Raw genomic sequence first — 14,826 nt, forward strand, 5'->3', positions numbered from 1 at the left:
TAAGTCTCTCAGCGTCACTTTAGGGGCACTAACTTTATTACCGCATGTCACCCTGATTAGAAAAAATACCTCACCCAAGTCTGGGTATCTTTTCCAGCTCACTAAGGAAGTGTATGTACGGTTGCTTATCAGCCAAAAATCGACTGCTATTATATAAACTGTAAAATATGCAAGGTAATTGCATCAACTTCGGTCATTATTTTGATACTTAAACCCTTTAGTGCAAAGTTATTAGAAACAAATATTAGCTAATTACTTTTAGCACCCCTGCATTTGAACATTAAAAAAGCCCCAAAATAGGGGCTTTACGTTTACTTACTAAGAATTATTTAATCGAAATTTGGCACCAAAATAAGAGCTTCATTTTTTATCTCACCTGCATCCACAGAGACAGCCTCACCATTACTTAGCCTCTCAACCTCAACTGACTCTAGGGTAATCGAAAAGGCCTTACTTACGGGCTTTTCTTCTGGCTCAACTATGTTATTCGAAGAATCAGCACAACCACCAACAAAAGCAGCGATAACTAAAACAAAATAAAAGCGCACATTGGATTTTAAAGGTTTCATATATCCACCAATTAATAGCAGTAATTCCGAAAAACTCTCTGAGGTTTTAAAATTCATACGTCACCAGAAACTGGGCCTCACCAACGGGCAACTGAAACTTTTTGAATAAATCTAACTTCAGATAGCCATTATCAATTGAAAAGAGACCATCGCCGATTAACTCCGAATTACTGGCAATTCCATTGTTATCCATATCCAAATACAAACGCACCCTCTGTATGTCCGATACTTCATCCAACTCACCATCGGCCTTGAGTGTGAGTGACTTCAGCATCGCATCAGCAGAGTCACTCTGTAGGGAGAAAGCCAACACCGGTGCCTCCTCCTCTAACTGAAACTGTGAATTCTCAAGTGCATAGGATTTTATATTTACAATAGGTTCTTTAACATTGAGGGTCGCGACAGCACCAGGATCGACAATAATGCCATTCATCTCTCCGTCATCATCATTGAGGCCACCATCTACCAAGCTAAGCTGGATACAAAAATGGCCCTCATGGAGCCCAGGCTGGTACTTCTCACTACCCGGCTCAGGACAATCACCCAGCTGCCCCAGTGCAGAAGATACACGGTTAAATTCATCCTCAATAAAATCCACCCATCCAACACTTTGGCGATATTTCAGATAACGAGCACCTTCGAGTAAAGCGGCATTTAAAGGGACAACAATGTTAGCGCTTTCCCCAAAATCTGTATCGTAAATAACAAAGTCAAAAATACCATGCAGGAATTTATAGCTATTCTGTCCTGCCAAATTATCCTCAAAGAGATTATCTATATCCTCTAACGTAACCTGGCCCAATTGTTGACCGGCAATATAGGCACTATCACCAAGTCTCAAGCTTGTCCCTTCAGAGCTTTGCATCACTGCACCAGTTCTATTTACCGGCAGCTGGGAACGAACCGCTACCCTATCTAGATAGTCCGGTATTCGATCACCATCTAAATCTAAGAATCCCTCAACGCTGTCACTCAGCCCATCCTGATCAGCATCCTCATTATCGGACAATACAGGGGCACTGCCATCCACTCGCAATATCAGCTTCGCAGTATCTGACAAACCACCAGAATCTGTAACAGTAACAGTAACTTCGAAAGCTCCCGACAAACCTGCTGGATCAAAGGTAAATACGCTTTCACCAGAGTCGTTAAGCTGAACTAGCTTTGGGCTGTTCCAACTATAGGTAAATGGGTCCAGCTCATACTCATCTGTGACCCAGGCTTGAATCTCTGCCGGTCCCTGATCCTCATAAATTACAGCCCTGAACTGGCCAGCTTGAAATAGCTTTGCCGTAACTTTGGGGTAAAAGTTAAATGTAGCGCTAGGTATAAGTGGAATACTTGAAATAGCAACTAAACTGTCACCATCAGCCCAATCTTGGAAACTAATCGTTGACCCAATAACACAAAAGCTATCACTGTCCTCGGAGAAATCACTAGCACCGCACCCGTTATCAACTAAAGGGAATTTAGATAAATCAATAACAGATACTTCATTACCTTCTACTGGAGATTCGAAATTAATATAGGGTAATTCTATCTCAGCACCTGTTAAATCCAAGGTCAGCACTACCGAACTGAATACACATGTCGTATCGAAGTCTCCATTGGAAATTGTACTAGACTCAACCGCTTCGCCCGAGCATCCCTCACTAGGGTTTGCCGAGTCTTCTCCTGCGGGCATAACACCCATGAAAGAAACAACGGTATCAACTGTAGTAAGGTTATGTATTTCCGCCGATTGAGCATGTCCCAGAAGGCCTGAGTGTTCATTTAGAATTGTAAATTCCCCTCCATTGAAGTTTATATATAAATTACTGATGGAATAGCCATTACCTTCAAAGGTCGCAGTAAACGGGTTTTCACTTGTACCGATTGGCTCCCAGCCCAAGCCCTCGTTCCAGTACTCATCATTCGCATCAACATAACTATCGCCATTGGTATCAAAATTCAGGTCTTTGGTCAGCTCAAAGCCATAACAGCCACTTTCTGGGCAACCATAGTTACTACTGTATAAAGTTGATCCGTCTAGGTTGTTACGAATCTCATTAAGATCTTTGAAACTGCGAATCTCAATCAGACCATCATTATCAATATCAAGATCAAGATCAGAAAGAGAGGCGTCAGCTGATACACCTTCCATGGACAGTAGCCCGACAAATATTACTAACCCCCGAAGTGTCGAAAGCTTTTTGTATTTAGTGGTATAAGACTTCAATCGAAAACTCCTTTTTCTATTTTTACCAAAAATCTCAGCCGATTTTTAATTCACTTTCAGAACTCGTGCCGAGAATAGGGATCGCGAAAGGGAAGCAAAATAGTTACTAACTTGATACCGAGCAACTGGAGTAATCCAGTATCCATCCCCCCAAATAAACCCGCAACCAAACCTCCCGGAAAAGCTATTACATAGAATTACAGGCCTACTAGTGAATGTTTCCTGCCTACAAAATCACATCAACCACCGGTGAGCTCTGCAGATGGCTTATAAATTATTGGAGAGGCACCTGGTCTTCAATGAGTGAGCCAGGAAGGGATATTCAAGGCTATGCAGGGCAACTCCTGACAAAGTGAAAGGTTAATATTTTTATTTTTTAAATAGTAAAAAGCCCGGACCAGCCGGGCTTTTTGGGTGATTCTGAGCTTCTTCGTTTCTTGATCAGTGCGGGACTTGAAAAATAACTTCTAGCCAGTGGTTACGGGACGTATAGGAAAGCACAACAAAAAAGTAACACCACTTTGAATCCTCCCTCTACTGAGGCGTCTCAACGACTGAGCGTGATGCTGAAATTCAAGCGTGACTTCACCTACTCCAAATCGACAAAGTGCGAGGTTACCTAATACTGAACAGGCAAGCCGGCTTTAGCAAAAGTGGTTCTCAAAAGACCCCAAAGGGAGTCCAGAATCGCCCCCCCTTACAACCCTTGGTGGTTGGCAAGGTCCAGGACTTCAAACAGTATGGACCACCAAGACCGCACTATTCAGCTATACATATGCGCGCTTGTAAAAATTTTCATTCGTCTTCGCTATACATACCAGAGTAAAGCCACGTTGAGAAACCGACGAATATTGCACCAACTACAAGATAGCCAATCACCCACAGCCATGGAAAGGCAAGAAGCCAATGCAGGACATAAATTAGGACGAGTATACTAAAACTTATAGACAAGCAACTGCGTAGGGTAGGCATAATTATTCCCTGACTTAGTCAAATAGCTAGTAGTCCATATCATTTCTTGCTGAAATGACTAGCTCTCTACTTGGCCAAAATTGAGATCTAAAGCTGATCTCAGGGCTCAAGCTATATTGATTACATTACTTTGCGTATTGAGCACTGAGCGGAAGAGCCGCATTCGGAGCTACCAGATATCCGCAAGCCAATGATTCTTGCCGCTTGGTTTGGCTGGCTTGTTTTGAGTTGAGTATCTATCTGTAAGGGCCATTGGTGCCTCTACCAGTTTCTAAATTGAACTAGGTAGCACCAAATGTAGCACCAGATAGCACCGGGTGACAACGAACGAGAACGGAGGGCTGTGTACCCTTCAGATAGCAAAAAGCCCGGATTTACCGGGCTTTTTGGATGATTCCGAACTTCCTCGGATCTTGATGTGGTGCCCAGGGCGGGACTTGAACCCGCACGAGCATAGCTCACTACCCCCTCAAGATAGCGTGTCTACCAATTCCACCACCTGGGCAAAAATCTTTTACTGCTGTTCCTCACTTTCCTGGTTAGCAGCTGGCTCTTCTGAACCGGTGCTGTCTGCAGGAATCTGCGGGATATCACCAGTTTCCAAATCTGTTTCGAGCTGCGGGATATCGCTATCGATAGCCGGCAGTTCTTCGGCTGGGCCAATTTGCTGCACCGCTGCTGGAATTTGCGGAAGGTCCGCATCAACGTTGGTGCCTGCACCTTGCTTAGCCAGGATGGCCAGGCCGAAACTGGTGACGAAGAATACCGTCGCAAAAATTGCTGTCAAGCGGGAAAAGAAATTTCCGCTACCTTGACTGCCAAAAACTGTCTGGGACGCGCCCGCACCAAAGGATGCACCGGCTTCGGCACCTTTACCTTGCTGCAACAAAATCAGGCCAATAATGCCCAATGCGGTCAAAACGTGTACAACTAATACCAATTTTTCCATTTTCTGGAAACTCTCTACCGGGGTCTAAACAACCCGTTATTCAGTATTCGCCAACCCGCGTGCTGTCAATTCAGACAGCAGCGCGACAAATCTCAGCAAACTCGCCGGCATCCAGCGAGGCTCCACCCACCAGGGCGCCATCAATATCTGCCTGGGCAAAAAGCTCCCTGGCATTTGCGGATTTTACACTACCGCCATATAAAATCTGTACTTCAGCACCCAAATCTCCCAACTGCGAGCGAATAAACGCATGTACAGCTTGGGCTTCATCAGGGGTAGCAGTTTTTCCGGTGCCAATGGCCCATACCGGCTCATAGGCAATCACGGACTGCTTCCATCCAGCCGAATCAATGATATCGGCAACCGCTTGAAGTTGTTCTGCAACCACTTCGAGAGTGCGCTCCTGCTCGCGTTCTTCAAGGGTTTCCCCGACGCAAAGTATTGGAGTCAATCCCGCCTCTTGGGCCGCAACAAATTTTTTCGCCACTAACTCACTGGTTTCTCCGTAGAGACTACGGCGCTCAGAATGCCCGACAATAACGTAACGGGTATTCCAATCCAGTAACATGCTAGCGGAAACCTCACCAGTAAACGCCCCTTTGGGCTCCTGGCTAAGGTCCTGGGCACCCAAGCTGAAACCTCCGCTCTTTTCCGCCGCATCAGCCACCAAGCCGAGGTATGGAAAAGATGGGCAAACAACAACACCGGACTTCACACCTTCGAGGTTGAGTTCGGTGAAAAAACGTTCGGCAAACTCGCGGCTGCCGTTCATTTTCCAGTTTGCTGCTACTAGCGGTGTTCGCATGTGTGCTCCTTCAAGGGGCGCAAATCTTAGCGACATTGACGCCAACATACAACCAAAATTATACGAGTTTCTTCTGCGCCCCAAGAGGACCGATTTACTACGGGTTAAATCGCAGCAGATCAGTTATTTCCAATTCGCTCCACCACGGAGGAAATATCTTTGGCCAGCTGTTCCACCAGGGCGCTGTCGCGGCCTTCAACCATTACCCGGATCAGAGGCTCTGTGCCAGATGGCCGCAGCAGCACACGTCCGCTGTCTGCGAGCTGACGTTCTGCATCGACAACAATGGCCTTAACGTCTGTGTGATCGAGAACACCATCGCGATGAGCCAGTTGCACATTAATCATGTGCTGGGGGAACATTGTCATACGGGATTTAAGCTGATGCAAGGGCTCATCAAATTCACACAGGCTACGCAGTACCTGCAGTGCGGCAATGATACCGTCGCCGGTGGTAGAAGCATCGGCACAGATAATGTGGCCTGACGACTCGCCTCCCAGCTTCCACTGATTAGCTGACATTTTCTCAAGCACATGGCGGTCGCCCACTTTGGCTCTCTCAAACGGAATTTTATTTTCGCGCAGTGCGAGCTCAAAACCGTAATTGCTCATCAAAGTGCCGACAACACCACTGCAACCGCCTAGGAATTTATGCTGGTGCATAGCGATGATATACAGCAGCTGATCGCCATCGACCAATTCCCCATTGGCATCGACGAACAACACCCGATCCCCGTCACCATCAAAGGCTATTCCCAGGTCCGCACCGCGCTTAACCACGGCTCGTTGTAATTGCTGCGGTTTAGTGGAGCCGCAATCAAGATTGATATTGAGTCCATCGGGCCCAGCCCCTATTACGCTGACTTCTGCTCCCAGTTCACGAAATACCATTGGCGCTACGTGATAAGTGGCACCATTTGCGCAGTCGAGAACAATTTTCAGCCCCTCCAAGGAGAAACCCCAGGGCGTGGAAGCCTTGCAGAACTCAATGTAACGCGCGGCTGCATCATCAACACGATAGGCGCGACCGAGATCGTCAGAAGTTTCCATTGGCAGCTCGAGAGCGGCTTCGATCTCCAGCTCAACCTCATCCGGCAACTTGGTACCTTCAGCACTGAAAAACTTGATGCCATTGTCATGGTAAGGGTTATGGGAAGCGCTGATAACAATGCCTGCACCGGCATGGAAAGTCCGGGTCAGGTAGGCAATCGCCGGAGTCGGCATTGGCCCCAACAGGGCGACATCAACACCGGCATTAATCAGACCTGCTTCGAGAGCCGCCTCGAACATATAGCCGGAAACCCTGGTGTCTTTACCAATAAGAATGCGAGGTCGACGGTGATGTTTCTCTTTGAAAGTTCTCCCTAATACCTTGCCCGCAGCGTATCCGAGGCGCAGCATAAAATCGGGAGTAATTGCTCCCGTACCAACGCGACCACGAATACCATCAGTACCAAAATACTTTCTTTCCATAACGCTTCTCAATTGTGTACTTCGCCGCTTTTCTGTTCTGTCGGAAAACCACAACAGGACCCTGCGGCTTAAGGTCTCTGTAAGACATCACTCATCAAATTTCGCTGCAAACCAATTGCTGCATGCGCAACACATCCACGGTTTCCGCAACATCGTGGACACGTAAAATTCTTGCACCCTTTTGCGCAGCTAACATGGCCAAGGCCAGGCTACCGGGGAGGCGGCCATCTACATCTCGATCGAGCAGGCGGCCGATCATCGACTTGCGCGACAAGCCTGCCAGTATGGGCATATCCGACGGCGCCAGCTGCGACAAATTACGCAACAACGCCAAATTGTGCTCATCGGTTTTGCCAAAGCCAAAACCCGGGTCGAGAATGAGCCGGTTCCGTGTCACGCCCAGATCGATACAGAGATCGACCCGTTTCTGCAAATACCTGGCGACATCCTCTACAACATCAGTGTAAGACGGATCATCCTGCATAGTGCCGGGCTGACCCTGCATATGCATCAAGCAGATTGCCAAGCCACTCTCTGCGGCTGCTTCCAGTGCTCCTGGGCGCTCAAGGGCACGAACATCATTGATCAGTCCCGCCCCCACCGCAGCTGACTCGCGCATCACAGCCGGGGTACTGGTATCGACAGAGATAATCGCGTCAAAGTTCGCTTTGATCGCCTCCACCACCGGCGCTACCCGATCCAGTTCCTGCTGCTCGGTGACCGGCGATGCGCCAGGGCGTGTCGATTCTCCGCCAATATCCAGGATTGTCGCTCCCTCAGAGAGCATCTGTTCTGCTCTCTGCAGAGCCAGGGTCAAGTCCAGGCTACCGGAGGCATAGCAATTGCCACCGTCGGAAAAGGAGTCCGGCGTTGTATTCAGAACCCCCATAACCACCGGTTGGGAGAGGTCTAGGGTGTGGTTACCACAGATAATTTTCATTGGCTGAAATAAAAAATGCCGGATTGGAACAGGCTATTGCCCTATCCCCAACCCGGCATTTGGTTTTGTCCAGTTAGTCGCTTCGGAGAATCAGTGGCCGTTTAATGGGCCGCCGACGGTATTGCTCTTATCCGCCTCAGTTGAGGCCTCTGTGGTTTCAGTATCCTGGGTCGGGCTGTTTCCACCAGAGCCGAAGTTATTGTCTTCCCAATCCCTCGGTGCGCGAACTTTGCGGCGAGCCATAAGATCGTCCACCTGCTCCGCATCCAGGGTTTCGTATTCCATCAGCGCATCTTTCATCGCTTCAAGAATATCTCGGTTATCTTCCAACAGCTTTTGTGCTCGCTCGTAGCAGACATCGATAATACGGCGCACTTCTACATCAATTTCATTGGAAGTCTTGCCGGAAACCGGATTGCCCTGACCGGGCTGGCCACTTTCATCTTCGCCGTAATGCAATGGGCCGAGCTTTTCGGACAAGCCCCACTTGGTCACCATACTACGCGCCAAGTCAGTGGCCCGTTCGATGTCGTTGGAGGCGCCAGTCGTAACACCGTCGATCCCCAGGGTCATTTCCTCGGCAATACGGCCGCCAAACAGGGAGCACAGTTGCGATTCAATCGCGCGCTTGGACAGGCTGTACTTGTCTTCCTCAGGCAGGAACTGGGTGACACCCAGGGCGCGGCCACGGGGAATAATAGTTACTTTGTGTACCGGGTCATGCTCGGGTACCAGTCGACCAATAATGGCGTGACCGGCCTCGTGGTAAGCGGTATTCACCTTTTCCTTTTCATTCATCACCATGGACTTGCGCTCGGCACCCATCATGATCTTGTCACGGGCGCGCTCAAACTCTTCCATGGTTACCGTGCGTCTATTGGCCCGCGCAGCAAACAGCGCAGCTTCATTGACCAAATTGGCCAGATCGGCACCGGAGAAACCAGGGGTTCCACGGGCAATCGTCTGTGGGTTCACCTTGTCATCCATAGGCACCTTGCGCATATGAACTTTGAGAATCTGTTCGCGGCCGCGAATATCTGGCAGCCCGACAAACACCTGGCGGTCAAAGCGACCTGGGCGCAGCAGGGCGTGGTCCAGTACATCCGGGCGGTTGGTCGCTGCAATAACGATCACACCCTCATTACCTTCGAAACCATCCATCTCAACCAGCAACTGGTTCAGGGTCTGCTCGCGCTCATCGTGACCGCCGCCAACGCCGGCTCCACGGTGACGGCCAACAGCGTCAATCTCGTCGATAAAGATGATGCAGGGAGCCTGCTTCTTGGCTTGGTCAAACATATCCCGCACCCGGGAAGCGCCCACACCAACAAACATCTCAACAAAGTCAGAACCGGAGATGGAGAAGAAAGGTACTTTTGCTTCTCCGGCAATTGCTTTGGCAAGCAGGGTCTTACCGGTACCGGGAGGGCCACACATCAGTACGCCACGGGGGATATTGCCACCCAGTCGCTGGAACTTGGTGGGATCGCGCAGGAACTCGACCAGCTCCTGTACCTCTTCCTTAGCTTCATCTACTCCGGCAACATCGGAAAAAGTTGTCTTGATCTGGTCTTCGCCCAGCAGGCGCGCCTTGCTCTTACCAAATGCCATAGGACCTGAGCGACCGCCGGCTCCGCCCTGCATTTGGCGCATAAAGAACATAAATACAGCGATAATAATCAGGATCGGGAAGCTGGCTACCAGAAGCTGCTGCCAGATACTCGGTGACTCAGGCTCGCGACCAACGAATTGCACATTGCTGCGAACCAGCTCATTGGTGAGTTCATCGTCGATAATCTGTGGCTGGATAGTCTTGAAGCGGCTGCCATCGGCTTTTTCGCCGGTGATTACCAGACCGTCTACGATCACGTTCTTAACTTGGCCCGACTGCACATCCTGAACAAAGTCGGAGTAACTGAGAGCCTCATCCCGTGACTGTGGTTTAAAGTTTTGAAAAACCATCAGCAGTACCGCTGCGATGATCAACCACAGTACTAGGTTCTTTGCCATATCATTCAAAGGGATAGCCCTCTCGCTTTCGCAATCAAAATCCGTTCATTCCGGCAACGCCGGCCACATCAATACCGGATAAAACCAGTATAGGTGCGGGGGGTCAACAGCCTTCGCCCCCGATACAGGTATCGCTTATACCATATGGGGAGTCAGACTAGAAATACGCCGATGTTCTCAGTCGCTCTCAACCCTTAAATCCTCGCGCCACCACGTATACTTCACGTGAACGGGGGCGGGAGGCGCCAGGTTTACGAGTTACGACACTGTTGTAGCTCCCACGCAAGTCGCGGATCAACTCGTCGAAACCCTCTCCCTGGAATACCTTTGCAACAAATGCACCACCGGGCTTAAGCACCTGCCGGGCCATATCGACCGCCAGTTCCACCAAATACATGGAGGCGGGCTGATCAACATCGCGTATCCCACTCATATTGGGGGCCATATCGGAAATCACAAGGTCTGCCAGTTCATCGCCCATGCGCTGTAACAGTTCACTGAGCACCGACTCCTCGGTAAAGTCCCCCTGGACAAAGTCCACACCGGCCAGCGGGTCCATCGGCAATATATCTGACGCCAAAACCTTACCTTTGTGCCCTACCAACTCCATCGCTACCTGGGACCAGCCCCCTGGAGCCGCACCTAGGTCGACAACAGTCATTCCCGGCTTGAATAAGCGGTCCTTATTTTGTAGCTCCTGCAGCTTGTAGCTGGCACGGGAGCGATAGCCCTCTTTTTGGGACTGTTTGACGTAATGGTCATTAAAATGTTCACGCAGCCAACGGTGGCTGCTCTTAGATCGGCCCATCGGGTACAATGCCTACAATCACTACAGCTTAATTATAAGAGCGGCCACTGGCCGCGATCGGGTCCGCCGAACAAACGCTGGCGACGATCGCGATCTGTGGCCGCTCCCACATCGAATTCCACAAAGTGGTAATGGAGTATTGTATGCCTTTAACCGCCGACCGCAAAAAAGCTCTTCGCTCTCTAGGTCACAACCTGAAACCTGTCGTGACCGTAGCCGGCAATGGGCTGAGCGAGGGGGTGATGGAAGAACTGAACCGTGCACTCGAAGACCACGAGCTGATCAAGGTCAAACTGATGATCGCCGACCGGGAAGTACGCCACCAAATCGTTGGTGAGCTTTGCGAAAAATCCTCATCCGAGCTGGTACAGGAAATCGGCAAGATTGCCCTGATTTTCCGTGCGGCGCAGAAGCCGGATATTCGCAAGTCCAACCTGCTGCGTTAAACAAAAAGGGGAGCTAATGCTCCCCTTTCTTTTCTCAACCAGTGGAAACAGGCTTACACATCACAGGCAACTCCCAGGATTCTCCATTGGACAGTCGCCTCAACCAGCACTTCTCACCATTGCCGACTAATTGAAACTTGATCGGCCGCCCCATATCCCGGCCAATCAGAGCCATCTTTTTGGGATCATTCTCAATCACCAAAATAGTATCGTCCACAAACACCCTCGGGCCTAGGGTCACATTAACCCCGCCCAGCGCTTGCGAAACTGCCACCTGCAACTTGCCCTGAATCTCCGGGCTCGTTTCCTGTAACAGTGCCGGTTGTGCAGTTTCAATATTTTGCTGGGAGGAGCAGCCAAGACACACCAATGCAAAACCACAAAGTTTAGCCAAAGCTGCCTTTTTCATTTTATTTCACCATTATGCGGTTACTGCGAGAGATTTCCTTGGTCACTCGTGCATTGAAAGCGGGGGCACCCTCGCTTTCACCGGAAATGGAGAATGCGCTAACCGCAATATCTCCACATTCGCCAGTCTCAATGTAATTCAACGCAGTGGCAAACCGCGCTTCATCAGCATCACCCAGGAGATTGTCAAAGTCATCCCCAATCACACACCCGGGCAAATCGGCATCAGTTCCATAATTACCATTGGGTACAAAACCATCGGAGTAATCGCCAAAGCCTTTTGCATTCACACCGGAGAACTGAATTGTGAAGTAAGTAGTGCCACAGTTATCCAGGGGGTAAAAACCGTAAGGCTTACCGCAAGTAGTCTCACCGATCTGAATAACTTCTACATCAATTCCGCGCAAGCCATTGATAATGGCCTCACTGGCTGAGCAGGTATTTTCACTGGTTAAGACAAACAGTCGCGACAGGTTTAAAGTCGGCAATTCTTCCCCGTATAAAGACTCATCAACAAAGCCCAGACCGGTCGAGTAGAATGGAGTCCCATCCAATGGCGCTCCGGTAACAGGGTTTGTTTCCGGGTGTTGATCATTAAATTGGGACGTTTCAAATACCTGTCCCGCAGTATTATCACCTGCGATCATATAAGCTAACTCTGCAGCGATATCGAGGTAACCACCACCGTTATAACGAAGGTCTAGTACTAAATCGTCAACAGACTCAGACTCAAGCTCGCTGACAGCATCAATCAATTCCGCTTCGGCTGTCGCAATATGATCATTGAACAACATATATCCGACTTTGCGGCCCGAATTTGTGTCCACAGTTTTAACATATTGAACAGGATCTGATTGCACTGGTGATGCAACCAAAGTGACAGTCTCAATCGTTGAAGAACCCAAAGGTCTTATTTCAAATACATGGGACTCACCATCGTTTTCCGGCCACATACCGTAATTTAAGGTATCGACATCATCACCATAAGCCAGGTCAACGCCGTCCACACTGATAACTTCTGCACCGCGGGTGATAATATCCGGCAGATTACCACCGTTTTCCTCATCCAGATAAGCGACTACCGCTTTACGTGGCGGCTTATCGGAAAGTAGGGCCCACTGGACACCATAACCAACGTACACACCAGATTCAGTTTGTGAATACCACTCATCTGACGGAACCGTATAATGGAAGCGGTCCTTTTCTCGACCGGAGGGAGTTAGAGCGAAAGTTCTTAGCTCTTCGAAATAAGCTAAAGAATCATCGAAGCTCGCTGGATCCTGGTCTTCAATCTCGTCGTACCATAGGTAGAGCTCATTACTCATTGAGCGCAGCCAGTTATTCTCGTCCTCGCGGGTGCCCGCTACATCAGCATAAGCTGAACCCGTTGCTGGGTCTGTGCCACTACGGGGAGCAACACACCGGCTCGCATAAGTTGAGACAGGCAGAAAGTTATCCTTTTCCCAAGTGCCGCCAACGGCAGTTGGCGTCTCAGAACCATCTCCACTATCAGAGTCAGAGCTACCTCCGCCTCCCCCACAGGCTGCCAAGCCTAAAGCTCCCAGAGTAACAACCCCTGCTAAAGCTAGCTTACGTAGACGGATTTCCATCCCCAAACTCCTATTAACCTTTTTATTAGTAAAGGTATGTAAAGCGGTGGAGCCTACCACTATTTGAAAAAGGGTTCGATAACCAAGTTTTTCATCAAAAGAAATTGCTAAACCAAAATACAGAAAGGCCTGAAGAGGCACATCACAATTTGTGCCCCACCAGGCCTTTCAGTACAAAACAGGTTAATTACTATTAATAACCCGAGTCAGCAACTAATTGCCGACTTTACCCAAAACCCCCTGCAAACTATCTTTTGCATCACCGAACAGCATGCGTGAGTTTTCTTTGTAAAACAGCGGGTTAGCAACTCCCGCATACCCGGAAGCCATAGAGCGCTTAAGGATAACAACCTTACCAGCCTTCCAAACTTCCAATACCGGCATGCCTGCGATAGGCGAGCCCGGTTTTTCCACTGCATCCGGGTTTACCGTGTCGTTAGCACCGATCACCAAAACCAAATCTGTAGCGGGAAAATCTGGATTAATCTCATCCATTTCCAGAACGATATCGTAGGGCACATTAGCCTCAGCCAAAAGCACATTCATATGTCCGGGAAGACGTCCAGCTACCGGGTGAATACCAAAGCGCACTGTTTTGCCCGCTTTTCTCAGACGATCGGTCAAGTCACTAACCGCCTGCTGTGCATGGGCTACCGCCATTCCGAATCCGGGAACAATAATGATACTGTCCGCCGCATCCAGTTCATCCGCAAGCTCCTGTTGATCAATGGCAATTACTTCACCATCGACTTCCTCATCGGAAACTTCACCACCATCAGAGCCAAATCCACCGAGAATAACGCTGATAAAAGAGCGATTCATTCCCCGGCACATGATGTAACTCAGGATGGCACCGGAAGAACCCACCAAGGCGCCCACTACAATTAACAGGTCATTGCCCAGCATAAATCCGGTAGCGGCAGCGGCCCAACCGGAGTAGCTGTTTAGCATGGATATAACCACCGGCATATCAGCGCCGCCAATAGCCGCCACAAGGTGAATACCTAACAGCAATGCAATTGAGGTCATTAACAGCAAGTTAATAACCGTACCCGCATGCACATCTGCCGGTACAAACAACACACCTAGAACAATACAGGCCAAAATGGCAATCAAGTTAAGCCAGTGCCGGGCCGGTAGCATTAATGGTTTCCCGGAAACCAATCCCTGCAACTTACAAAAAGCAACCAAAGAACCGGTCAGGGTAATTGCCCCAATAAATACACCCAGGTATATCTCAGTGCTGTGGACAACATGAGCAGCCCCGTGTAACTCCACAACCGGGTCGAGGAAACCGCCCCAACCAATTAATACCGCAGCCAGGCCGACGAAGCTGTGTAGCAAAGCCACCATTTGTGGCATTTGAGTCATAGCCACACGCTTGGCTAGTGCCAAACCAATCACCGCACCGACGATCATGGCGATGGCGACCATCCAGTAAGCCCCGGCGGCCACTCCAGCAATAGTGGCGATAATGGCAACTGCCATTCCCACCATGCCGTAAATATTTCCCCTGCGCGCAGTTTCGTGACTGGATAAACCTCCCAGGCTCAAGATAAACATCACTGCCGAGAAGAGATAAGCCATTGCAATCATACCGTTCATCACTCTCTCCTCCC

Annotated in this window: 12 protein-coding genes and 1 tRNA gene; 1 reads left to right on the top strand and 12 read right to left on the bottom strand. The window is 49.5% G+C overall.

Annotation, left to right across the window (positions count from 1 at the left end):
* Positions 1–329: 329 nt before the first annotated feature.
* The 9 genes from ACJJIY_RS01220 to rlmE form a co-directional block, all read right to left on the bottom strand.
* Positions 330–626: a hypothetical protein gene (locus ACJJIY_RS01220; protein ID WP_445355735.1), complete on the bottom strand. Its 297-nt coding sequence runs from the start codon at positions 624–626 to the stop codon at positions 330–332.
* Positions 616–2,787: a hypothetical protein gene (locus ACJJIY_RS01225; RefSeq protein WP_445355734.1), complete on the bottom strand. Its 2,172-nt coding sequence runs from the start codon at positions 2,785–2,787 to the stop codon at positions 616–618. Before ACJJIY_RS01225 ends, ACJJIY_RS01220 begins: the two co-directional genes overlap by 11 nt.
* A 1,391-nt stretch (positions 2,788–4,178) precedes the next feature.
* Positions 4,179–4,264, bottom strand: a tRNA-Leu gene (locus tag ACJJIY_RS01230).
* Between the two features lie 9 nt (positions 4,265–4,273).
* Positions 4,274–4,708, bottom strand: coding sequence for a preprotein translocase subunit SecG (secG, locus tag ACJJIY_RS01235; RefSeq protein ID WP_413663227.1), 435 nt, complete (start codon positions 4,706–4,708; stop codon positions 4,274–4,276).
* A 70-nt stretch (positions 4,709–4,778) separates the two neighbouring features.
* Positions 4,779–5,513, bottom strand: a complete 735-nt coding sequence (tpiA, locus tag ACJJIY_RS01240) for a triose-phosphate isomerase (RefSeq protein WP_444896166.1) — start codon at positions 5,511–5,513, stop codon at positions 4,779–4,781.
* A 119-nt stretch (positions 5,514–5,632) separates the two neighbouring features.
* Entirely contained in the window at positions 5,633–6,985 is a 1,353-nt protein-coding gene (gene glmM, locus ACJJIY_RS01245) for a phosphoglucosamine mutase (protein WP_444896165.1), read from the bottom strand.
* Positions 6,986–7,079: 94 nt separating this feature from the next.
* Positions 7,080–7,925 (bottom strand): dihydropteroate synthase, encoded by an 846-nt coding sequence (gene folP, locus ACJJIY_RS01250; RefSeq protein ID WP_444896164.1) that lies wholly within the window; start codon positions 7,923–7,925, stop codon positions 7,080–7,082.
* Positions 7,926–8,015: 90 nt separating this feature from the next.
* The gene (ftsH, locus tag ACJJIY_RS01255) at positions 8,016–9,935 is read right to left on the bottom strand and encodes an ATP-dependent zinc metalloprotease FtsH (RefSeq protein WP_444896163.1); all 1,920 of its coding nucleotides are present in this window, start codon (positions 9,933–9,935) and stop codon (positions 8,016–8,018) included.
* A 187-nt stretch (positions 9,936–10,122) separates the two neighbouring features.
* Complete coding sequence (rlmE, locus tag ACJJIY_RS01260; RefSeq protein WP_108734402.1) at positions 10,123–10,743, bottom strand: 23S rRNA (uridine(2552)-2'-O)-methyltransferase RlmE; 621 nt, start codon at positions 10,741–10,743, stop codon at positions 10,123–10,125.
* 143 nt (positions 10,744–10,886) lie between these two features.
* On the opposite strand from rlmE, the gene yhbY reads away from it, so the two are divergent.
* Complete coding sequence (gene yhbY / locus ACJJIY_RS01265) at positions 10,887–11,189, top strand: ribosome assembly RNA-binding protein YhbY (RefSeq protein WP_108734403.1); 303 nt, start codon at positions 10,887–10,889, stop codon at positions 11,187–11,189.
* Between the two features lie 34 nt (positions 11,190–11,223).
* Here the strand turns inward: yhbY and ACJJIY_RS01270 are convergent, their stop codons facing one another.
* The 3 genes from ACJJIY_RS01270 to pntB form a co-directional block, all read right to left on the bottom strand.
* A complete protein-coding gene (locus ACJJIY_RS01270; RefSeq protein ID WP_444896162.1) occupies positions 11,224–11,598 on the bottom strand; it encodes a hypothetical protein in 375 nt (124 codons plus the stop codon).
* A gap of 1 nt (position 11,599) precedes the next feature.
* Positions 11,600–13,207 (bottom strand): S41 family peptidase, encoded by a 1,608-nt coding sequence (locus ACJJIY_RS01275; protein ID WP_445358938.1) that lies wholly within the window; start codon positions 13,205–13,207, stop codon positions 11,600–11,602.
* Positions 13,208–13,420: 213 nt separating this feature from the next.
* Positions 13,421–14,812 (bottom strand): Re/Si-specific NAD(P)(+) transhydrogenase subunit beta, encoded by a 1,392-nt coding sequence (gene pntB, locus ACJJIY_RS01280; RefSeq protein ID WP_413663233.1) that lies wholly within the window; start codon positions 14,810–14,812, stop codon positions 13,421–13,423.
* Between the last annotated feature and the right edge of the window lie 14 nt (positions 14,813–14,826).

The sequence above is a fragment of the Microbulbifer maximicatervae (SeqCode) genome, from assembly GCF_052468155.1.